Below are 22,239 nucleotides of genomic sequence, written 5' to 3'. Positions count from 1 at the left end.
CCGTGCTACCAGATCGCCTCGACCCACTCGGGGTGGTCGATGAACGGGTTGCGGTTGTGCTGGTAGTTGTCGTAGATGAGCTGGTTGCGCTTCTCCTCGAAGGCGCTGGGCGGGTCCGCCTCGTTCCACGCCTTGAGCACGGAGAGCTTTCCGATGTACGGGTTGCTGCCGTTGTTCACGAGCTGGTTGGGCTCGAGGTTGGGCCAGCCGTCGTCGCCCTCGTAACGGACGGCCATGTAGAGGATCATGCGGGCGACGTCGCCCTTGTCGGCGGCGCGCGGCTCGAACGAGTCGGTGTCCGTGTAGCTGCCGGTCGCACCGCTGACGGCGCTGCCGCCGTTGTCGAAGTCCTTGTTGCCGCGGATGCTGTTGACCTGGACGTCGGCGGGACGCAGGTGGTGCAGGTCGGTGCCGGGACCGGTCGCCTCGCCGAAGTCGCCGTGGGACTTGGCCCACACGTGCTCACGGTTCCAGTCGCCGACGTCGCCGCCGTTGAGCGACTTGGCGCGCGACGTGCCGCTGTACAGCAGGATCACGTTGTTGCTGTTGTTCGGGTCCTGGTCGGTGACCTTGAGCGCGTTCCAGACCGCGTCGTACGAGATCTTGGTCTGGGGGGCGATGATCGTGTGCAGCGAGGACTTGAGGCTCGTGCCGGTCTTGCCGATCGCGTTCTTGTAGTACGTGGTGTCGTAAGCGGTGGTTGTGGCTGCGGCGGGGGACGCGGCCACGGTCGGGAGGGTGACGCCGACGAGAACGGCGGACGTGGCCACCGCAAGCGCCTTCCATCTACCTATCTGCGCAACGGACATGGGGGGTGCCCTTTCCCGTAATCGGCACGCTCGCGATCGCGGCGCCCGGCTGAACGAGGCTGCGATCTACGCGTGTTGACTTTTTCGGTAATCGGGAGCGTGGCATGTCTTGGGGGTCGGCCGTGTAACCAGTGAGAGGCGTTTGTGTGACGTTACGGAATAGAGAGCAACCCCTGACCGTGGAAAGGGTCAGGGGTTGCTTTCGTCGAGGGTTTACCCCAACTGGCCGAGGGTTTCCCCTAGTTGACGTCCGACGGGTCGAGCCGGTAGAGCGACTGGGTGTTCTGGGTTCCGGTCGCGGCCTCGGAATCGGAATCGGAGGAAGAGGCGGTGCTGCTGTACTCGCTCGCCTTCACCGCCGTACCGTTCTTCTCCACCCAGGCGGTGACCTCCGAGCTGAGTGTGCTGTTACCGCCGAAACCGCCGCCGCCGAGCTGGATGTAGTGCAGCTCGCCGTTCTTCACCAGTTCCTTGAGCTTGTCGAGCGTCATCGCCTGGTCGGTGCCGGTGAAGCCCCACATGGAGATGACGGGCTGCTCGGTGCTCACGATGAGCTGCGAGGCGGCCTGCGAACCGGACACCGCGAGCAGCCACTTGGCGCCGTCACGGTTCTTCTCCAGGTAGGTGATCAGTGCGGTGTCCGTGGTTCCGCCCTCGCGTCCGCCACCCATGCCACCGCCCATGCCGCCACCCGTGGCGCCGCGCTGGCCACCGGCGCCACCGGCCGCGCCGGTCCCGCCCGCGCCGTTCGGAGGCGTACCCGAACCGCCGCCGCCCGGTCGCGCACCGCCCTGCTGGCCCCCGGGGAACCCGCCGCCCGGTGCACCACTGGGCATGCCACTCGGCGGCGTACCACCGCCACCGGCCTGACCCCCGGCGCCGCCGGCCTGACCGCCACGGGCTCCGGCCTGGCCGCCGGCCATGGCGGCACCGCCGCCCGGACGGCCGCCCCCGCCACCGAATCCGCCGCCGCCCGTCGCGGGACCGGCCGTCGGGTTGGTACCACCCATGCCGCCGCCCGTGCCCGAGGGCACAGAGGCGGCGTACGCGGCGGGTCCGGCGACCGACGCCACGATCGCCGCGGCGACGGAGACCGCCAGCAGCCGTGCCCGGTTACCGGAGCGGAAGACGAGCAGGCCCGCGATCGCCAGCACCATCACGACCGTGATCGCCGGCCAGAGCCAGGTGTTCCAGTCGGTGGCCCGGCGCAGCAGTACGACGGACCAGACGGTGGTGACCGCGAGGCCGGCGGGCAGCACCCACGCCCACTTCTTGTCGGTGCGCAACGCGCGCAGCAACAGCGCTCCGCCGCCTCCGCACAGTGCCGCGATGCCGGGCGCGAGGGCGGTCGTGTAGTACGGGTGCATGGTGCCTTCGGCCATGCTGAAGGTGAGGAAGTGGAGCACGGTCCAGCCGCCCCACAGCACCAGCGCTGCGCGCGTCAGGTCCGTGCGCGGCGCACGGCCGCACAGCACCAGGCCGCCGACCAGCGCGATGCCCGCGAAGGGCAGCAGCCAGGAGATCTGGCCGCCCAGAATGTCGTTGAACATCCGGCCGATGCCGGCGGTCCCGGCGAAACTGCCGCCGCCACCGCCTCCACCCGCGCCGTTGCCGTCGCCGCCGAAGACGCGGCCGAAGCCGTTGTAGCCCATGATCAGGTCCCAGGCGGTGCCGTCCGTCGAGCCGCCGATGTACGGCCGGTCGGAGGCGGGCACCAGGGAGACGGCCGTCGGCCACCAGAAGCTGGAGACGGCCAGGGCCACGGCGGCAAGCGCCAGGTTCACGGCCTTCTTCTTCCAGCCGAGCTTCGACGCGTACAGGTACACGGCGAAGACGGCGGGCAGGGCGATGTAGGCCTGGAGCATCTTGGTGTTGAAGGCGAGCCCGAAGCAGACCGCCGAGCCGAGCAGCGGCAGCAGCCTGTCGTCCCGCGTCGCACGCAGCGCCAGCGCCGCGCCCGCCACCATGAGGAAGACGAGCAGGGTGTCGGGGTTGTTGTCGCGGTTGATGGCCACCGTGATCGGGGTCAGCGCGAGGACCAGTGCGGCGACGAGGGCCGCACCGTGCCCGAAGACGCGTTTCACGGAGGAGTGCAGGATCCAGATGGTGCCGAGCGCGGACGCGATCAGGGGCGCCATCATCTGCCACGTGCCGAAGCCGAGGACGCGGCAGGACAGGCCCATGACCATCAGTACGAAGGGTGGCTTGTCGACGGTGAGGAAGTTGCCCGCGTCCAGCGACCCGAAGAACCAGGCCTTCCAGCTCTGCGTACCGCTGAACACAGCGGCACTGTAGAAGGTGTTCAGGCCGGACGAGGACAGATTCCAGGAGTACAGGATCCCGGCCAGCAGCAGGACCGCGATCAGTGCGGGGAGTGACCAGCGCGGCGCCTTCTCCGGTGGCCCGGGTGGTGCGGGCGGAGTGGGGGCGGGCGAGCCGGGAGCGGCCACAGGGGCGTGGGGGAGTGGATCGGTGGCAGATGTCACGGGTGGATCTTCCGCGACGCGCGTGGGCGACAGCTGTGCCGAACCTGGGACTTTGCTGTGGGTGGGTGAAGGGGGGCCCATGAATGCGTATGAATGTGCAAAGGGCGCGGGTGCGTATCCGGCCGCAGCATCCGCGAGATCCTGAGCCGTACCTCCTGGGAGATGCAGGAGCACTACTCGCGTATCGCGGACGAGACCCTTCGCCGCGAGTACGAGGAGAAGTACGAGGTGCGATTCAACCTCAAGGGCGAAGCCGTCGAGGCCAGCCGTGACGCCGGCCTGTCAGGCGTCGAGTGGCTCGCCGAGAGGATCGGCCGCCGTCCTTCACGCGGTGGCTGACGGCCGGTGCGGGCGGAACATCTCACGGCCCTGCCCGAAGACTGCGGCTGATGGCTGCTACTTCTGCCAGGACTTCCAAAGCGATCGGTAGTTCGTCGAAGCAGTACGGCAGTACTGCCGTACTCCGGTGCGCTGGGCCGGATCCGTCCGTGCCGGGTCGCCGTCCACCTCACCTGCGCCCCGCACGTGGCCATGCCTGCCCACCCACGTCCTCAACGACAACCCGAGTTCAAGCTCAGTAGGTATCGATTACTCATGCGCAGCAATTGACGCCTTGTCATAGTTGCTTCGCAGCCCAACGTGTCCCCCCCCGGGGGTGTCGTCTGGGTAGCAGCACCTGACGTTCGCCCCGACTCCAGAATCAGTGCGGGACAGCCCAGTGGCTGTCCCGCGGGCAGGCAGAGCTGGACTCCGGGGGCATGAACAGAGCCACAGGTTCGACGTCGTCATATGTCCTCCATCAGGACGCCAGAGAATTTCCCCATTATGGCCACTTTCAGAAAGAAGTGACAACGGTGAGTCGATTCGAACTCGGCAGGAACATGGCGCGAAGGGAAATTGCCGTCATGGTCGTCACCGCGGCGCTGTTCATCGTACCTGTCAATGCTGTTGCAGCCACGACGGACACCTGCTACGAGGGCATCTATGTTAGTTCCGTTGTGTGGAGTTATGATGTTTGCGGCATGCCTGACATCGACCAGAAGCGAGCAGGGCTTCCTGGAAATGGCCAGAACTACTGCCTGCCCACCGCCACATTAAACACGATGTTCTGGTTTGATAAGACGGGATATCCTAACCTCCTCGACGGAAGCTACGATCCGACATCGAGTGAGCCGTATCACTATAACGAGGTGACCGCCAAGCTCAGCCGCATGGGCGGGCTCGCGGATACCGATCCGCTTAAAGGCACCAACCGCAACGATAATCTCGACGCGATCAATGATTTGATCGAGTCCAAGGGCTACGAGAACGACTTCGACGTGTCCTGGGAGTCGCTAGATGAAGAAGATAACGTTTCGCAGCGCATAGTCCAGCTCTCCCGTGGTGCCGAGGATCTCATGATTGCCTCCATCGGCTGGTACGACAGCGACGGTGACCGGACAGGTGGGCACGCCGTTACTGTGGTCGGCGCCTACGGGCACGCCAATGGACTGCACGGCATCAAGTTCCACGATCCAGCAAACGACGCCAACCTGACTACGCAGTCTCCGACCGCAATTGCCAACTACCGCCTCGGAAACGATAACGGAGACGGATCTGAGGTGATCGGTTACGGGTCGTCCACCATCACGGCCCGTCTCGAAGGCGTCACGGTTATCAGTACGGGCTGAGTCGCGTTAACAAGTTGTGGGGACTGAAAGTGTCGCTTCCCGTTCCGGGGGCGTGGGTGTGGTCCTGGATAAGACTCGTGTCCAACTCGTCATGCAATACGACGTGCCGCACCACCATCTGGACCGGCCGGTCCGGGCCCGGGCTCGTCCATTTAGGCCGTCGAGCCGCTCCGCCAGGACCCCGCGCTGCCACTTATGGACAGTGTCGGCAGCTACCCGCAACTCACGGGCGACCAGCGGTGATCGGCATGATATCCGGCCCTGCGCACGCCGGCGCGATCCGGCGCAGCGCCAGTGCCTGGGGCGAAGACGCCCGCCGCGTCCACCGCTCTAACACCGCCCGCCAGTCATCCGACAGCAACAACGGTTCCAGCTTCGGGCCCAGGCAGGAAACTGACGTACCGGCAGCAGAATTCCCGCATCCACTAACGATCAACTACTGGCGCAGGATGCCAGAGACAGATGCTGATGGCCCGTCGCTCACATGCAAGAAGGACGCTGCCTGCCTGGACAGTGGACCCTGGCGGGTCCCGGGTATCTGAGTAGTTGCTACTGATCCTTTCAGGCAAAAGGATGCTGTGTGATACGCGGGCCAAACTCGCAAAAGACAGAATAGTTCTATCTAGGAGGTATGAATATGAAGACGAATCGACGTAAATTCATCAAAGGGGCAGCTGGAGCGGCCGTGGCCGCTGCTGCCGGAGGGGCGCTGACCTCGCAGTCTGCTCACGCAGCAGCCTTCGGCCCTCGCAGCTCCAACCCTCGTATTGCCGAGTGGGAACACGCCAAGACCGTCAAGATGGAACGTGGTTGGTCGAACGAGTCCCAGGGGATGTGTACGGACGGCACATTCTGGTACGTCACAACGAATAAGGACGTCAACGGGCAGAAGCGCCTGTACAAGCTGACCCTTGACTGGCGCGAAGTGGCCAGCATCGCCCTCACCCAGTCCTGGGTCGACCACCTCGGCGCACCCACCTACAACCCCTACCGGGGGTTGGTCTACGTTCCTGTTCAGGTAAAGGTAGGGTATGAAGCTGGCCTCCAAAGTGCGGCCCGGATTTGGGCTATCGACCCAGCTCCGGGCAATATTTCGACGTTTTCGATAATTCCGCTCGTGAATTCCAGTGGCACCAATTGGGGTCCCCAGGAACACAATGCCCCCTGGTTCGCGTACAACCCCTACGACGGCCTTCTTTACAGCTCGCGCGAAGGTCACTCCGGGAAGACTCCGGACCATGTTTCGCATTTTTATGGCTACAACCCAGCATCAGGTCGACTGGTGAAGTCAATTGCCCTTCCCGGCACCTTCCACAGCTTCCAGGGCGGCGGATTCGGCCGGGACGGCCGCAATCTGTACATGGTCTCCGATCATGTACAGTTGAACACCGGCCGTAAGCATATATACGCGTTCGACATGTCCGACCCAGTCGATGGCCAGACGTGCGGGTACTGGGGAAGTAAGATTAACCCGTCGTCCGACGAGGCCGAGGGCATCGCCTGGTGTCATCTTTCCTGGAGCGATGCACGGGACACCCATGTCACCAGTTTTGCGCTTGTCAACGAGATTGATGACGACGACGCCGGCATGTACAACTTCTGGGTCCCCGATCCGCTGGCAATTTGACGGAACACAGCAGAATGGGCCACCCCGATGAGCAGTTCGCCTGCCTGGCGAAACGATTCTCAATCTGGCCCGCTTTCTTGTCGCCCACCGCCAACTCAGATTCAGGCCAGGCGTTGTAAGTAAGTGAAGACTACTCGTGCTCTCGCCGCTGCAAGATCATAGTTTGATGATGAAGGCCAGCGCTGCCTTCTCGTCTATCGGTCGACCATCAAGGGGAATGGTATGAGTTTGCGATCCGCGTCATTTTTGAGGAAAGCTCCCGTCGTCGGCGCGATGGCAGTCGCGGCAGCCGGGGTGAAGCCGCTGTTTCTCTTCGCATCAAAGACAACTCCCGCCGGGGATCCACCAGTTACGTAGCCGCCGACACTCGTCTCGTGCGACTACCGGCGCGCGATGAACCGCCCATCAGGCCGTTTTGCGCAGCCAGCCGCGGTCGGCGAGCTTGGTTGCCTTCGTGCGTAGTGGCTCCACGTTCCCGCGCCTACTTGCGACGGTCCTTACGGCATCGATGGCGTGGACCGGAACGCCGCAGGCGAACTCGGCGACCCGGCTTCGGGAGTCTGAGTCGACCCCCCTCGGATGGATCGCGCCGCCCCTGTAAAGCCCCGTCAGCGGGTGAGGTCGAAAACGGGCACCCCGCGCCCCTCGTAAGCCTTCGGCGTGACCGTGGCGACCAGTGCGTCCGCACCCCACTCAGGGAGATGGCGTACGGCGTGGACGGCGGCGGCGATCCCGGGCGGAACTCCGTCTCTGCGCAACTGGGCGACGCCGAGCATCGCCGGATAGTCGAGGTCGAGGGTGTGGATGACGTCGAGCTGGCCGACGTGCTCGGCAATCCCCAGATGTTCCGCATCGGCTTCAAGGACCGACAGGACCGGTGCCCACAGTCGCGTCTCCGGTTCGAAATACGCCCGGTGAATCAATGCGGACACCTGGCGATTCCCCGACAGTGCGAGCAACGTGGGGGCGTCCAGGGCGAGATGGTGCTGGATCCCGCGGCAGTGCCCTGCTGACCCGAGAGGGCGCCACGCAGCTTGCGGCCCATCTCCGCGCTCTCCTCGTCCGTGACCTCGACTCCGAAGTGCTCGGCCAGATAGGCGCGTGTCCGCTCTGCGCGCTCGCGCCGCTCCTCATCGGTGAGCGTGCTGTCGGCGAACTCCTGAAGCAGGGATCGGATCGACGTACCACGGGACTCGGCGATGACCGCAAGGCGGTCCCGTACCTCGGCAGGAACACGGATCATGGCATCAGACATGGGCCGAGTATGCGTCTGCGTATACGGGGGGCGGGTCACTCGTGAGAGTCCTCTGTGGGCCCTCTCACACCCCCGGATCACCGATCACCGGCGCGATGTTGGCCACCTCACACCTTCGAGTGAACCGTCGTACAACCATTCCCCCCATCCTGTGAGTCAAGAGATGCGAGCGTGCCGGGGGCGCGCTCGTATCGCTTCTAGGGGATGGGAAGCCTCAATGACTCACCGAATATCGCGGCGTACGCGTGTGCTCGGCGCGGGTGTCGGCGCCGGGATGCTCATACCGTTCGTGGCGGCGGCCGCGCCCGCCGTCGCGGCCACGCCGCAGGTCAGCTGTACGTCCGCGAAGGCGGCGTTGGCCACCAAGCTGCAGAGGGACATCACCGCGGCGCTCGCGAACCGCACGGGGACCATCGCGGTCGGGCTGTACGACCGTACGACCAAGACGACCTGCACCCTGCGGAACAGCACCGCCTACGACTCGGCCAGCGTCGTCAAGGTCACCGTCCTCGCCACGCTGCTCTGGGACGCCAAGAAGCACGACCGCTATCTCACGCAGCGTGAGGCCGACCTCGCCAAGGCGATGATCACCAAGTCGGACAACACCGCGACCAGCACCCTGTGGAAGCAGCTCGGCCTGACGAAGATCAAGGGCTTCCTCGCCGCCGCCGGGATGACCCAGACCAAGCCGGGCGCGGACGGCTACTGGGGGTTGACCCAGATCACCGTGCGAGACGAGCAGAAGCTGCTCGCGCTCACCACCGCGAAGAACTCGGTGCTGAGCGACAACGCCCGCACGTACATCCTCAAGCTGATGGGCCAGGTCATCTCGTCGCAGCGCTGGGGTACGCCGGCGGGGGCGCCCTCCGGCGTCGCCGTGCACGTCAAGAACGGCTGGCTGTCGCGGTCCACGCACGGCTGGCGCGTGCACAGCGTCGGCACCTTCAAGGGCGGCGGCCACGACTACACGATCACCGTCCTGACGCACGGCAACAGCACCATGCAGTACGGCATCAACACCATCCAGGCGGTGGCCAAGGTCATCCACAAGGACCTGGCGGCGAGCTGACGCCTAGGAAGCCGATGTCCCGGACCCGGACACCACCTGCGGATACAGCACGCTGGGGTCGGCGGACAACGCCGCCTTGAGCGCGGCCGTCGCGTCGTCCGCGACGACCTCGATGCGGCCCGCCTCGATGCCGTCAAGGGCGGTGCGTACGACGTCGGCGGGATCGTTCTTCTCGATGTCGAAGGCGGCCATCATGTCGGTGTCCGTGCTGGCCAGGTGCACGCCCGTGACGAGGGTTCCCTGGGCCGCGAGTTCGAGGCGGACGCCGTTGGTGAGACTCCACTCGGCCGCCTTCGCCGCGCTGTATGCGTTGGCACCGTCGTAGGCCAGCCACGACATCGCCGACAGGACGTTCAGGATCGCGCCGCCCTCGTTCGCGGCCAGGACGGGGGCGAACGCCCGGACCACGTCGAGCGTGCCGAAGAAGTGCGTGTCCATCTCCAGCCGGATCCTGTCCAGGTCCCCGGCGATGAGGTTCTGGGAGGTGAAGATGCCGGCGTTGTTGATCAGGAAGGTGACATCGGGGGCGGCGGCTGCCGCGGCGGCGACCGACTTCGGGTCGGTGATGTCGAGCCGCAGCACCTCCACACCGGGGATGTCGACGAGCTCGGGCCGGCGCGCGGTCGCGTACACCTTGGCCGCGCCCCGCTCCAGCAGCTGCTGGACGAAGTGTCGGCCGATGCCGCGGTTGGCGCCGGTGACGAGGGCGACGGAGCCTGCGATTTTCATGGGTGTCCTCCTGGAGGGAACCGGGTGGGTTCCTGTGCCGCTACGCTAAAACCTGACGTTGACGTCAGAGGCAAGGGCTGTGATCCGGAACACCAGGGAAGAAGCGGCCCGGGACTCAGAGAATGACGGGAATCAGAGACGGCGGGACTCAGAGACGACGGGACCCAGGGAAGAGGGAAGACGGCATGCGCATCGGCGAAGTGGCCACCAGGGCGGGCGTGAGCGTGCGCGCCCTGCGCTACTACGAGGAGCAGCACCTGCTCACCTCCGAGCGCAGCCCCAGCGGGCAGCGCCACTACTCGGAGGACGCCGTCGAGCGCGTACAGCTGATCCAGCAGTTGTATGCCGCCGGGCTTGCGAGCCGGACGATCGCGGACCTGATGCCGTGTGTGTTCACCCGTGAGGTGACGCCGGAGCTGCTCGACCGGCTCGTGGCCGAACGCGGCCGCATCGACGAGCAGGTCAGGGGTCTGGCGAAGACCCGGAACCGGCTCGACGAGATCATCGGCATGGCCACCACGGCTCATAGCCAGGGCCGACTGTGCCCCAAGGAAGCCCGCGACTGAAAGCCTCCCCCGGCTCCCAACTCCCCGGAATTCACGACCAGGACGCCTGCCCTAAACCAGCCGCCGCCTACCGTGGCGCCCATGCGCCTGCGAACCGTACTCGCCACCGTCACCGCCGGCCTGGCGGCGGCTACCACCCTGACCGCCGCCGGGCCCGCCACCGCCGTCACCGGCACTTCAAGCGCCAACGCCTGCTCGCCCTCCGTCTCGATCGCCGGCTTCTCCGACGCCCTCGACAAGACGACGTACGAAGGCACCTTCGTCGGGAACCTCTCCGCGCTCGCCGTGGACGGGAAGGGCGAGATCGCCGCCGTGTCCGACCGGTCGGCCCTCTTCACCCTCGACGCGAAGACGCTGAAGACCCTGGCGCCGACCAGCGTCGTCCCGCTCGCCGGCGAGAACGGTGCCGCGCTCGACTCCGAGGGCCTGGTCGTCGACCGCGACGGGACCCGGCTGATCTCCTCCGAGACCGAGCCCTCCGTACGCCGCTACTCCCGCGACGGCGAGATCCTCGACCGCCTCCCCGTGCCGGACGCCCTCAAGGTCGCCCCCGCGGGCCGGGCCACCACGAACCAGACCTTCGAGGGGCTGACCCTGCTGCCCGGCGGGCGCACGCTGCTCGCCGCGATGGAGGGCTCGCTGTCCGGCGACACCACCGGCATCGTCCGCTTCCAGACCTGGGACCGTCACAAGGGGGCCTTCCGGCTCGCCGACCAGTACGGCTACCGCACCGACACCGGTCTCGGTGTCTCCGAGGCCACCGCCACCCCCGACGGCCGCCTCCTCGTCCTGGAGCGTGGCTTCACGGCGGGGGTCGGCAACACCGTCCGGCTCTACCTGGCGGACCCGCGGCGCGCCAGCGACACCAGTGACGTGGCGGCGCTGACCGGCCAGGACGGCGTAAGGCTGGTCAAGAAGACCCTTCTCGCCGACCTGGTGAACTGTCCTTCACTGGGCGCCACGGCCAAGCAGCCGCAGCCCAATCCGCTCCTCGACAACATCGAGGGGCTGACGATCACCGGCTCCGCCAAGGGCCGCCTGAACCTCCTCCTGGTCAGCGACGACAACCAGAACCCGCTCCAGATCACCCGCTTCTACTCCCTCCAGGTCCGCCTGCCGTAGAGCTCCAATTGTTGCGGAAGGATGAAATCCGCTTCTCCGAGCGTTGGTGCCTTCCGGCGGACTGAGATCTACGGAAGGCACCCACGTGGCAGCGCAAGGGGGATGGGCACGGCGACTCGCCGGGTACGCATGGCGGCACCCGCGGGAAGTCGTGCTGGCGCTCGGGTCCTCCTTGGCCGGTATGGCCGTACTGGCTCTCGTCCCGCTGATCACCAAGGTGATCATCGACGACGTGGTCGGAAACCACACCCGGGACATGGCCCCCTGGGCGGGCGCGCTGATCGCCGCCGCCTCCCTCGTGTACGTCTTCACCTACATCCGCCGCTATTACGGCGGCCGCCTCGCCCTCGACGTCCAGCACGACCTCCGTACCGCGATGTACGGGACGATCACCCGGCTCGACGGGCGCCGCCAGGACGAGCTGTCCACCGGGCAGGTCGTCGGGCGCGCCACCAGTGACCTCCAGCTGATCCAGGGTCTTCTCTTCATGCTGCCGATGACCATCGGCAACGTCCTCCTCTTCCTGATCTCGCTCGGGATCATGGCCTGGCTCTCCCTTCCGCTCACCCTCGTCGCGCTCGCCGTCGCGCCCGCGCTGTGGGTCGTCGCCAAGCGGAGCCGCTCCCGGCTGCACCCGGCTACCTGGTACGCGCAGGCCCAGGCGGCCGCCGTGGCGGGTGTGGTCGACGGCGCCGTCAGCGGCGTACGCGTGGTGAAGGGCTTCGGGCAGGAGGAGCAGGAGACCGGGAAGCTCCGGGAGGCCGGGCGCAGGCTCTTCGCGGGGCGGCTGCGGACGATCCGGCTGAATTCCAAGTACACCCCCGCCCTCCAGGCCGTCCCCGCCCTCGGACAGGTCGCGATGCTCGCCCTGGGCGGCTGGCTCGCGGTACGCGGGCAGGTCACGCTGGGTACGTTCGTCGCGTTCTCCTCGTACCTCTCGCAGCTCGTCGGGCCCGTGCGGATGCTCGCCGTGGTGCTGACCGTCGGGCAGCAGGCCCGGGCCGGCGCCGAGCGCGTGCTCGAACTCATCGACACCGAGCCGTCGATCAAGGACGGGACGAAGACCTTGCCTGCCGACGCGCCCGCGACCGTCGAGTTCGACGACGTGTCGTTCGGGTACGAGGAGGGGCGGCCGGTTCTCGACGGACTGAGCTTCGAGATCCGCCCGGGCGAGACCCTCGCCGTCGTCGGCTCCTCCGGCTCCGGCAAGTCGACCGTCTCGCTGCTGCTGCCGCGGTTCTACGACGTGACGCGCGGCGCCGTTCTCGTCGGCGGCCACGATGTCCGCGAGCTCACCACCGAGTCGCTGCGGGCCGCGATCGGGCTCGTGCCCGAGGACTCCTTCCTCTTCTCCGACACCGTCCGCGCCAACATCGCGTACGGCCGCCCGGACGCGAGTGACGAGGAGATCGAGACCGCCTCCCGTGCCGCCCAGGCGCATCGCTTCATCGGCGAGCTGCCGAACGGTTACGACACCACCGTCGGCGAGCACGGCCTCACCCTCTCCGGCGGCCAGCGTCAGCGCGTGGCGCTCGCCCGCGCCATCCTCACCGACCCGCGTCTGCTCGTCCTCGACGACGCCACCTCGGCCGTGGACGCCCGGGTGGAGCACGAGATCCATGAGGCGCTCAGCCATGTCATGGAGGGCCGCACCACCCTCCTCATCGCGCACCGCCGTTCCACCCTCAACCTCGCCGACCGCATCGCCGTACTCGAGGACGGGCGGCTGGCCGACATCGGCACGCACGACGAACTCCAGCGCCGCTCCCCGCTGTACCGGCGGCTGCTGACGGATCCGGACGAGCTGGGCGGCGTCTCCCCGGGACACGCCCTGCCCGTGGCGCCGCGGGAGGACACCTCCGTACGCGACGAGCTGGACGCCGAGTTCGATGCCGAGCGCGGGGTCACTCCGCGGCTGTGGACCGGCGACCGTGAGCCCAAGGACAACGCGCTCGCCGGGATGCCGGCCACCCCCGAACTCCTCACCCAGGTCGAGGCGTTGCCCCCGGCCACGGACACCCCGGGCATCGACGAGGCACGGGCGGTCACGCCCGAGGAGTCCTACGGACTGCGGCGCTTGCTGCGCGGCTTCGGGGCACCGCTGCTGATCAGCCTCGGGCTCGTCGCCGTCGACGCCGGCATGAGTCTGCTGCTGCCCGTGCTGATCCGGCACGGCATCGACCAGGGTGTCTCCGAGGTCGCGCTCGGCGCGGTGTGGGCGGCGTCCGGGCTTGCGCTGATCACGGTGCTCGTCCAGTGGGCCGCGCAGACCGGCGAGACGCGGATGACCGGACGGACGGGGGAGCGGGTCCTGTACTCGCTCCGGCTGAAGATCTTCGCGCAGCTTCAACGCCTCGGACTCGACTACTACGAGCGGGAGTTGACCGGACGGATCATGACCCGGATGACGACGGACGTGGACGCGCTCTCCACGTTCCTGCAGACCGGTCTTGTCACCGCCTTCGTCTCCGTCGTCACCTTCTTCGGCATCCTGGCCGCGCTCCTGGTGATCGACGTACAGCTCGCGCTGGTCGTCTTCGTGACGCTGCCACCGCTGATCGTCGGCACGTTCTTCTTCCGCCGGGCGAGCGTGAAGGCGTACGAACTCGCCCGCGAGCGCGTGTCGTTGGTCAACGCCGAGCTTCAGGAGTCGGTCTCCGGGCTGCGGATCCTCCAGGCGTTCCGGCGCGAGAGCTCGGGCGTGCGGCGGTTCACCGAGGGCAGCGACAGCTACCGCCAGGCGCGCAGGCGCGGGCAGTGGCTGATCTCCGTGTACTTCCCCTTCGTACAGCTCCTGTCGTCGGTGGCCGGGGCTGCGGTGCTCGTGGTGGGCGCTCAGCGCGTCGACGCCGGGACGCTCACCACCGGCGCGCTGGTGGCGTACCTCCTCTACATCGACCTGTTCTTCGCGCCCGTGCAGCAGCTCTCGCAGGTCTTCGACGGCTACCAGCAGGCGACCGTGTCGCTGGGCAGGATCCAGGAGCTGCTCCGGGAACCGACCTCGACGAAGGCCGCGGACAAGCCGCTGAAGGTGCCCTCCCTGCGGTCCTCCCTGCGGGGCGAAATCGCCTTCGAGGACGTCGACTTCGCGTACGGGGACGACGAAGAGGCCCTGAGCCAGGTGTCGTTGACCATTCCCGCCGGGCAGACCGTCGCCTTCGTCGGGGAGACCGGCGCGGGCAAGTCGACGCTCGTGAAGCTGGTCGCGCGCTTCTACGACCCGACCGGCGGGCGGGTGACCGTCGACGGCACGGATCTGCGGTCACTGGACCTGACCTCGTACCGGCACCGGCTCGGCGTCGTCCCCCAGGAGGCCTACCTCTTCCAGGGGACGGTCCGGGACGCCATCGCGTACGGGCGTCCCGACGCGACCGACGCCCAGGTGGAGGCCGCCGCCCGCGCGGTCGGCGCGCACGACATGATCGCCACGCTCGACGGCGGCTACCTCCACGAGGTCGCCGAGCGCGGCCGCAACCTGTCCGCCGGACAGCGCCAGCTCATCGCGCTGGCACGCGCCGAACTCGTCGACCCGGACATCCTGCTCCTCGACGAGGCCACCGCTGCCCTGGACCTGGCCTCGGAGGCACTGGTCAACCAGGCCACCGACCGGATCGCGGGCCGCCGTACGACCCTCGTGGTCGCCCACCGGCTGACGACGGCCGCGCGCGCGGACCGGGTCGTGCTCATGGACCACGGCCGGGTCGCCGAGGAGGGCACCCACGAGGAGCTGCTCGCGCTGGGCGGCCAGTACGCCGAGTTGTGGCGGACCTTCGTCGGGGCGCCCGAGCCGGGGGAGCCCGTCGGCCACCCGGCCTGACCCCTCGCGTATCCATTCGAAGCGCAACCATTCGACAGGTGCCGCGCGTCCGTACACCAGTACGCGCATAGGCTTGCGGTACGGGAGGGACGACAGTGGTGGACAGTGCCGCGGTACGCCGGCGGATGGCGCTCGGCGTGGCCGTGCTGACCGCGTCCGGGCTGCTCGCGCTGGTGAGCCCCGGCAGTGCGCAGGCCGCGACCTCGTCCTGCGCGGGGCGCAAGGTCCGCACGCTGCCCTTCTCGACCGGATCCGTGCAGGTGTACAAGCGCGGCGGCTATATCTGTGCCATGACCTTCCCCAAGGCGCCGGGGCCCCGCACGAAGATGTCCGTCAGCGTGCAGGCGCGCGGGGGCCGGCCGGTGGTCGACGACGGGCTCTTCTCGCACCACGCGGGTCCGGTGACGGTCCACGCGGGGCGGCGCTGCCTGTGGATCAAGGGCTCCGTCGGCGGGGGGTCGGTGAGTTCGGGGTGGATTCTCTGCTGAGCGCCCCGGGGGCTCCGTTGAGGGGTCCCGGATCCTCCGCTGAATGATCCAGATTCTCGGCCGATTCACCGCATACCCACAGGGTTTGCGCAATTGCCCCTGGTGTCACGCGAGTTGCTCCGCTAGGTTCCGGCGGACATCTGCGTTACTCCAGGGGAGGGTGCATGCGCAAGGCGCTCAGATGGCTGCTGGCGCTCACAGTGCTCATAGGCACGTTGAGCACGGCCGGAGCGGCCACCGCCGCTCAGCCGGAGGCCACCACCGGCACCAGCACGACCAGCACGACCAGTGCGGACATATTGGACCGGCTTCTCGCGATACCCGGGATGAGCCTCGTCCAGGAGAAGCCGTACACCGGCTACCGCTTCTTCGTACTGAACTACACCCAGCCGATCGACCACCGGCACCCGTCCAAGGGCACGTTCCAGCAGCGCATCACCGTGCTGCACAAGGACACCGCGCGCCCGACGGTCTTCTACACCGGCGGCTACTTCGTCTCCACGACGCCCAGCCGTCGCGAGCCGACCCAGATCGTGGACGGCAACCAGGTCTCGATGGAGTACCGCTTCTTCACTCCGTCCCGGCCCGACCCGGCCGACTGGTCCAAGCTCGACATCTGGCAGGCGGCCAGCGACCAGCACCGCATCTTCAAGGCCCTCAAGCCGATCTACGACAAGAAGTGGATCTCCACGGGCGGCTCGAAGGGCGGCATGACCGCCACGTACTACGAGCGCTTCTACCCGCGCGACATGGACGGCGTCGTCGCGTACGTCGCGCCCAACGACGTGGTGAACAACGAGGACTCGGCGTACGACACCTTCTTCGAGAACGTCGGCACCAAGGAGTGCCGCGACAGGCTGAACGCCGTGCAGCGCGAGGCGCTGGTACGCCGGGAGCCGCTGGAGAAGACGTACGCGGCGTACGCCGCCGAGAACGGGTACACCTTCACCACGATCGGCAGCCTCGACAGGGCGTACGAGGCGGTCGTCCTCGACTACGTGTGGGGCTTCTGGCAGTACAGCTTGCTCGCCGACTGCGACACGATCCCGGCCGACGCGGTGAACGCCACGGACGAGGAGATCTGGACCTCCATCGACACGATCTCCGGGTTCTCCTTCTACACGGACCAGGGCCTGGAGCCGTACACGCCGTACTACTACCAGGCGGGTACGCAGCTCGGTGCGCCCACCATCGAGTTCCCGCACATCGAGTCGAGCCTGATCCGCTACGGCTACCAGCCGCCGCGGAACTTCGTGCCGCGGGACATCTCCATGAAGTTCCAGCCGTCGGCGATGCGTGACGTGGACTCCTGGGTCAAGAACAACGCCAACCACATGCTGTACGTGTACGGCCAGAACGACCCGTGGGGTGCCGAGCGCTTCCGCCTCGGCAAGGGCGCGCACGACAGCTACGTCTTCACGGCGCCCGGCCTGAACCACGGCGCCAACGTCGCGGGCCTCGTCGCGGACGAGAAGGCCGTCGCCACGGCCAGCATCCTGAAGTGGGCGGGCGTCGCCTCGGCCACCGTCCAGGCGGACCCGTCGGCGGCCAAGCCGCTCGCGAGGTTCGACGCGAAGCTGGACACGCGTGACGTGGAGCGCGAGCCCGCGTTGCGGCCGTAACTCCCGGACTGCGCTTGCCTATTGACCTGCCCGGCAGGCAACGTCCTTGCTGCGCCCGCCCGTTCGCTATACCGGGTGGGCGCAGCCCACCGGCCTGGTGCCGCCGAGCTGGACGTACAGCTCCGTGGAGGCCGGGCACTGGGAGCGGTCCTCGACCGCCGACATCACCTTGTACTCCGGGGGCTTCTTGCCCTTGCCGTCGCACGCGGTCTCGCGGACCTGGCCGCTGCCGGAGCTGTAGACGCAGTCGCCGACGACGGTGCGGGGGCCTCCGCCGCCGCCCGGGTCACCGGGGTGCGGGGGCTGGAGTTTGCGCATACAGGCGTACCCCTGCGGGATCACGCCGTCGCCGTCCTCGTCGGAAGAGGGCCGCATCTCGCTGATGTGCAGGACGAAGTCCGTGTTCGCGGGGCAGGAGGGGCCGTCCGCCACCTTGCCGTCATAGCGGGCGACGACCCGCGCGGCTGCCCGTTCGCTGGTGCAGAGCACCTCGGTGAAACTGGTCGTCCCGAACGAGCTGCACTCGTCGACGGCGAGGAACACCGCGCCGTAGCCCGCGGGGCTTGTCGACGCCGTACCCCCGGAGGATCCGGACGCGGACGGCTCGGACGGCCCTGACGAGGTCGACAGCGCGTCACAGCCGACGAGTGCCGACGCCACCAGCACGGAGGCCGGCACGCACGTCAGCACCCGCGTCGGCATGCACGTCAGCACCTGCCTCGGCAATCTGCCCAGCACGGCACGCACAGTCCGCATGGTTCGCATGGCAATCCCCCCGGTACCCCAGCCCAGCGTGACCCGCGACGGCGGGCCACGCCAGGCGTACGGGGTGCTTTGCGTCACTTGGGGGTGGTCCGCCGGGTGTGCGGCGTACGTGGCCGTACGTCGGATGACTCGCTCGTACGACATCCCCTGTCCGACCAGGGTCTGTCGTCACCCGCGTCGGGTGACGTCCTCAGCCGGCGGCGGGCTCGTAGGAGCTGATGACATACTCGGCTTCGTCATCGATGGCGTTATCGTCCTGGTCCAGGGTGATCCGCGACGGGTGCCCGTCGGCGGCGTGCTCCAATTCCGCCGTGTGCGCGTGCTTGTTCCGGGCGTTCTCCCACCTGTCCAAGAGGTCGCCGATCCTGGGGATCCGGTCAAGCCCCTGCTTCACCACTTCCCGGCCGTTGTCGTCGAGGCCGACCGCCTCGGCCACCTTGCCGTCCCGAACCGTCACCCGGAAGCTTCCCGGCAGGGCCTGTTCATGCGCCGTCAGCGTGTAGACGTACGAGGCAGGCTCGTTCCACGAGGTGTAGCTCCGCGCCGTCGCGCCACCGGGCGACATTCCGGCGGACGTGTCCGGAGACGTCCCGCCAGTACAGGCGGTGGTCAGCCCTGCCACCCCCGCGATCATCGCGGCAGCGGAGAGCGCGGAACGGGCCCGGTTGCGTACGAGAGTCATGGCGATCCCTTCCTCGGCGGTCATGACTCTGACGCCGTCCGTCCCTGGAGCGTTCGGATCGATCGCGGGTTCGTTCCAGTTGACGAGACCGCTGCTTCGCAGGAAGCAGCGGTCGGTCTGGCGTCAACTCTGGTACGGGCAGGATCTGTTGTGGGAGACGGATGCGCTAGTACCTCAGCCCGTGCCCGATCGGATACAGCACCCGCGTCGGATCGTCCGCCCGCTGCACCGGCACCGGGAGTTCACCCCGTGGCTCGGCACGGCCCGCGATCACCCGTGCCGCCGCGTGCAGTTCGACGTCGGTCCAGGAGTACGCCGCCAAGTAGGCCGGAACATCCGGGAGTTGGGCCACGTCGTACGGGTTGCGGATGGCGACCGCGATCACCGGGACGCCGGTGGCGAGGAGTTGGGTGACCAGGGTCTTCTGGGAGCTGGTCGCCGTCACGTTGTACGTCCCGACGACCACGGCGTCCGCGTCGCCGGCCGCGGCGACCGCGCGGGCGATCGTCGCGGCCGAGGGTGCGGTACCGGTGGACAACGCCGTCGCCGAGAAGCCCAGTTCGGTGAGGGCGCCGGCGAGGACCTTGGTGGGCGGTCCGTCGGTGCCGGACGGGGAGGCCGGGTCGGCGCCGACGACCAGCACCTTGGGGGAGCGCCGCCGGGAGAGCGGCAGCAGGTCCTCCTTGTTGACGAGCAGGGTGGTGGTCCGTTCGGCGATCCGGTCCGCAGTTCTGAGGTGCGCCGTCGTCCCGACGGACCGGTCCACGCCGGCGTCGGTGACGTACGGGTTCTTGAGCAGGCCCAGCTTCGACTTGAGACGCAGGACGCGCAGGATCGACTCGTCGAGGCGCGCCTCGGTCAGCTCGCCGCCCCGCACGGCATTCAGGACGGCGTTCCAGGCGATGTCGAGGGAGGGCGGGTTGAGGAGCTGGTCGACACCGGCCTTGAGGGCCAGTACGGGGACGCGGTCGTCGCCGTACTTCGTGCGGACGCCCTCCATGCCGAGCGAGTCGGTCACCACGAGACCGTCGTAGCCGAGTTCCCCGCGCAGGATGCCGGTGAGGATCGTCGGCGAGAGGGTGGCCGGGTCACCGGAGTCGTCCAGTGCCGGGACCATGATGTGCGCGGTCATGATCGAGTCGATGCCGGCGCGGATCGCTGCCCGGAACGGCGTGGCGTCCAAGGTCTCCCACACCTCACGGCTGTGCGTGATGACCGGGAAGCCGTAGTGGCTGTCGACGGCGGTGTCCCCGTGCCCCGGGAAGTGCTTGGCCGTGGCCGCGACCCCGGCGCCCTGATACCCCTTCACCTGCGCGGCGACCAGCTCCGCCACGGCGTCCGGGCCGGCGCCGAAGGAACGTACGCCGATCACCGGGTTGGCCGGGTTCACGTTCACGTCGGCGACCGGGGCGTAGTCCTGGCGGATGCCGAGCGCGTGCAGTTCGACGCCGGCGATCCGGCCGGCCGTACGGGCGTCCCCCCGCGAGCCGCCCGCGCCAAGGGCCATCGCACCCGGGAGCAGCGTCGCGGGCTTGCCCACCCGTGCCACTATCCCGTGCTCCTGGTCGGTGGAGATGAGGACGGGCAGCCCGCGGGGCTGTGCGAGTGAGGCCTGCTGGATGCCGTTCGACAGGGCCGCGATCTGGTGCGGATCGCGGGTGTTGTGCGCCCACGCGAAGTAGATGATCCCGCCGACCCGGTACCTGGCGATCAGCTCGGCCGCCGTCCTGACGCCGATCTCCTTGAGGTTGGCGTCGATGTCGGCCTGGTCGGGCGCGGTCGCCGAGTGCCCGTACACCCGCATCACGAAGAGCTGGCCGACCTTCTCCTCCAGCGTCATACCGGAGATGAGGGCGCGCAGTTCGGTGTCGTCGTGTGAGCCGGTGCCGGCGTACGCGCTCGTGCCGCCGGCGAGGGCGGCGGTGACGCCCGCCGTGGCGGCGAGAACGGTACGTCTGGACGGTCGTGCCGTGCTTCCCGTGCTGGAGTCGCGCACGTGGCGCTCCTTCCCTCATGAAGGAAACTTCCGAGGAGTCACGAATATCCGGGAAGTTTCTTCCAGTCAAGGGTGCGCACATTAACGCGCGGCGGGGTTGTGGTGGGCGCGCGGTGGGGCCGCCACCGGCGCAGTTGGAGGGGGGCACGCCGGTGACGGCATGCTGCCGGCCGCAGGCGGCGGAGAGGGTAAGTCAGCTTTCGCAGCCAGCAGCGACGCCGACACCGCTCTGCGGAGACTCATCCGACAGCGTGCGGATTGGACGGAGGGGAGGGGGTCCGGGTTCCCCGGAATACGGAACGGCCGGAAGTTGGGGCGGGGGGTTCGGGTGGGGGAGGTGGGTCGCCGCCAACCGTCGCAGCTGCGGGCGCGCGCGCCGCTGCAGCCGCCCTCGCTGTGGGCGTGCGTGCCCGATCAGTCGCCGTAGCTGTGGGCATGCGTGCCGCTAGGGGCGGCGCCCGTCCCAAAGGAGCGGCACCCCGCAAAGCGCCGGGCTGCGCGACCCACCTCGACCCCAGCCCCAACGCCGGGCAACCGGTAAGCGCCCCCCGCCCCCCAGCCCCAGCCCCCACACCAGGCACCCGGCAGCAGAGCTCAGCGAGAAACGTGCTCCGACGCCGCCGGCCAGTGCGCCTGCAACGTCCGCACCATCTCCGCGATAGCGGGCCGCCGTGCCGCCCCCGTACGCCACAGCGCGTACAGCCGCCGTACGGGCATGGGCTCGAGCGGCACTTCCACGACCCCGTCGGGAAGCGGCCCCCGCCCCAGCCGGGGGATGAGCGCGACCCCCAGCCCCGCCGCGACCAGCGCGACCAGCGTCGGGTTCTCGTCCGCCTGATGGACGATGTCCGGCTCGCACCCCGCCGCCCGCAGCGTCCGTACGAGCCAGTCGTGGCACACCCGCCCCGGCGGCTGACAGATCCACCGCTCACCCTTGAGATCCTCCCGCCGGACGGAGGTCCGCCCGGCGAACGGATGCCCGGCCGGCACCAGCAGATCGCACAGGTCGTCCCCGATCACCGCCTGCTCCACCCCCTCGGGGGCGGGCAGCCGCGCGATGTCCCAGTCGTGGGCCACGGCCATGTCCACCGCGCCCTTCGCGACCAGATCGACGGAGAGATGTGGATCGATCTCGGTCAGCCGGGTGTCCAGCGCGGGATGCCGCCGCGCGAGATCCGCGAGTACGCCGGGCAGCAGCCCCCGCGCCGCCGAGGCGAACGCCGCCACGCCGAGCCGTCCGGCCGGCAGCCCCCGTCGCTCCTCCAGCTCGGTCTCCGCCCGCTCCACGATGGCCATCAACTCCCGTGCGGTGGAAGCGAGTTGTTCGGCCTGCTCGGTGAGCCGTACGCCGCGCCCCTGGCGTTCGAGGAGGACGGTCCTGGTCTCCCGCTCCAGCTTCGCGATCTGCTGGGACACGGCCGAGGGCGTGTACCCGAGCGCGGCAGCGGCGGCGCCGACGGTGCCGTGGACGGACACGGCGTGCAGGGCGCGCAGCCGTTGGAGATCGAGCACAGGGCCTCCCGGGGCGGCGGTGAC

18 protein-coding genes are annotated in these 22,239 nt (G+C 68.3%); 9 read left to right on the top strand and 9 right to left on the bottom strand.

The window, feature by feature from the left end; all coding sequences use genetic code 11:
- Positions 1–5: 5 nt before the first annotated feature.
- Complete coding sequence (locus ACFVKT_RS18685) at positions 6–809, bottom strand: endonuclease I family protein (protein WP_385732733.1); 804 nt, start codon at positions 807–809, stop codon at positions 6–8.
- Between the two features lie 239 nt (positions 810–1,048).
- A complete protein-coding gene (locus ACFVKT_RS18680; protein WP_385732731.1) occupies positions 1,049–3,295 on the bottom strand; it encodes an ArnT family glycosyltransferase in 2,247 nt (748 codons plus the stop codon).
- Positions 3,296–3,457: 162 nt separating this feature from the next.
- Here ACFVKT_RS18680 and ACFVKT_RS18675 point away from each other — a divergent pair, with 162 nt between their 5' ends.
- The 3 genes from ACFVKT_RS18675 (at position 3,458) to ACFVKT_RS18665 (ending at position 6,592) form a co-directional block, all read left to right on the top strand.
- Positions 3,458–3,634 (top strand): hypothetical protein, encoded by a 177-nt coding sequence (locus ACFVKT_RS18675; protein ID WP_385732729.1) that lies wholly within the window; start codon positions 3,458–3,460, stop codon positions 3,632–3,634.
- Between the two features lie 515 nt (positions 3,635–4,149).
- The gene (locus tag ACFVKT_RS18670) at positions 4,150–4,965 is read left to right on the top strand and encodes a hypothetical protein (RefSeq protein WP_385732727.1); all 816 of its coding nucleotides are present in this window, start codon (positions 4,150–4,152) and stop codon (positions 4,963–4,965) included.
- Between the two features lie 637 nt (positions 4,966–5,602).
- A complete protein-coding gene (locus ACFVKT_RS18665; protein WP_385732725.1) occupies positions 5,603–6,592 on the top strand; it encodes a twin-arginine translocation signal domain-containing protein in 990 nt (329 codons plus the stop codon).
- Between the two features lie 608 nt (positions 6,593–7,200).
- On the opposite strand, the gene ACFVKT_RS18660 is transcribed toward ACFVKT_RS18665, so the two are convergent.
- Both ACFVKT_RS18660 and ACFVKT_RS18655 read right to left on the bottom strand, forming a co-directional pair.
- Positions 7,201–7,524 (bottom strand): hypothetical protein, encoded by a 324-nt coding sequence (locus ACFVKT_RS18660; protein WP_385732723.1) that lies wholly within the window; start codon positions 7,522–7,524, stop codon positions 7,201–7,203.
- On the bottom strand, positions 7,512–7,847 hold the full coding sequence (locus tag ACFVKT_RS18655) for a hypothetical protein (protein ID WP_385732722.1): 336 nt from the start codon (positions 7,845–7,847) through the stop codon (positions 7,512–7,514). Before ACFVKT_RS18655 ends, ACFVKT_RS18660 begins: the two co-directional genes overlap by 13 nt.
- Before the next feature lie 217 nt (positions 7,848–8,064).
- Here ACFVKT_RS18655 and ACFVKT_RS18650 point away from each other — a divergent pair, with 217 nt between their 5' ends.
- Positions 8,065–8,916, top strand: coding sequence for a serine hydrolase (locus tag ACFVKT_RS18650; RefSeq protein WP_385732720.1), 852 nt, complete (start codon positions 8,065–8,067; stop codon positions 8,914–8,916).
- A 3-nt stretch (positions 8,917–8,919) separates the two neighbouring features.
- Here ACFVKT_RS18650 and ACFVKT_RS18645 read toward each other — a convergent pair whose 3' ends face one another.
- Positions 8,920–9,645 (bottom strand): SDR family oxidoreductase, encoded by a 726-nt coding sequence (locus ACFVKT_RS18645; protein ID WP_385732718.1) that lies wholly within the window; start codon positions 9,643–9,645, stop codon positions 8,920–8,922.
- A gap of 185 nt (positions 9,646–9,830) precedes the next feature.
- Between ACFVKT_RS18645 and ACFVKT_RS18640 the strand changes: the two genes are divergently transcribed.
- The 5 genes from ACFVKT_RS18640 to ACFVKT_RS18620 all read left to right on the top strand — a co-directional run bounded on the left by ACFVKT_RS18640 (position 9,831) and on the right by ACFVKT_RS18620 (position 17,260).
- Complete coding sequence (locus ACFVKT_RS18640; protein WP_385732716.1) at positions 9,831–10,211, top strand: MerR family transcriptional regulator; 381 nt, start codon at positions 9,831–9,833, stop codon at positions 10,209–10,211.
- Between the two features lie 81 nt (positions 10,212–10,292).
- On the top strand, positions 10,293–11,333 hold the full coding sequence (locus ACFVKT_RS18635) for an esterase-like activity of phytase family protein (RefSeq protein ID WP_385732714.1): 1,041 nt from the start codon (positions 10,293–10,295) through the stop codon (positions 11,331–11,333).
- 85 nt (positions 11,334–11,418) lie between these two features.
- The gene (locus ACFVKT_RS18630; RefSeq protein ID WP_385732713.1) at positions 11,419–15,150 is read left to right on the top strand and encodes an ABC transporter ATP-binding protein; all 3,732 of its coding nucleotides are present in this window, start codon (positions 11,419–11,421) and stop codon (positions 15,148–15,150) included.
- Positions 15,151–15,248: 98 nt separating this feature from the next.
- On the top strand, positions 15,249–15,638 hold the full coding sequence (locus ACFVKT_RS18625) for a hypothetical protein (protein ID WP_385733178.1): 390 nt from the start codon (positions 15,249–15,251) through the stop codon (positions 15,636–15,638).
- 164 nt (positions 15,639–15,802) lie between these two features.
- Entirely contained in the window at positions 15,803–17,260 is a 1,458-nt protein-coding gene (locus ACFVKT_RS18620) for a S28 family serine protease (protein WP_385732712.1), read from the top strand.
- Positions 17,261–17,326: 66 nt separating this feature from the next.
- Here the strand turns inward: ACFVKT_RS18620 and ACFVKT_RS18615 are convergent, their stop codons facing one another.
- The 4 genes from ACFVKT_RS18615 to ACFVKT_RS18600 form a co-directional block, all read right to left on the bottom strand.
- Complete coding sequence (locus ACFVKT_RS18615) at positions 17,327–17,962, bottom strand: hypothetical protein (protein WP_385733176.1); 636 nt, start codon at positions 17,960–17,962, stop codon at positions 17,327–17,329.
- A gap of 253 nt (positions 17,963–18,215) precedes the next feature.
- Complete coding sequence (locus tag ACFVKT_RS18610; RefSeq protein ID WP_385732710.1) at positions 18,216–18,731, bottom strand: DUF6174 domain-containing protein; 516 nt, start codon at positions 18,729–18,731, stop codon at positions 18,216–18,218.
- A gap of 142 nt (positions 18,732–18,873) precedes the next feature.
- On the bottom strand, positions 18,874–20,703 hold the full coding sequence (locus tag ACFVKT_RS18605; protein WP_385732708.1) for a glycoside hydrolase family 3 protein: 1,830 nt from the start codon (positions 20,701–20,703) through the stop codon (positions 18,874–18,876).
- 594 nt (positions 20,704–21,297) lie between these two features.
- Positions 21,298–22,215, bottom strand: coding sequence for a LysR family transcriptional regulator (locus ACFVKT_RS18600; RefSeq protein WP_385732706.1), 918 nt, complete (start codon positions 22,213–22,215; stop codon positions 21,298–21,300).
- Positions 22,216–22,239 lie beyond the last annotated feature (24 nt).

It is taken from the genome of Streptomyces sp. NPDC127595 (assembly GCF_042671685.1).
Classification (GTDB): Bacteria; Actinomycetota; Actinomycetes; order Streptomycetales; family Streptomycetaceae; genus Streptomyces.
The sequence above is the reverse complement of the archived record's forward strand: the minus strand, read 5'-3'. Positions and strand labels throughout refer to the sequence as shown.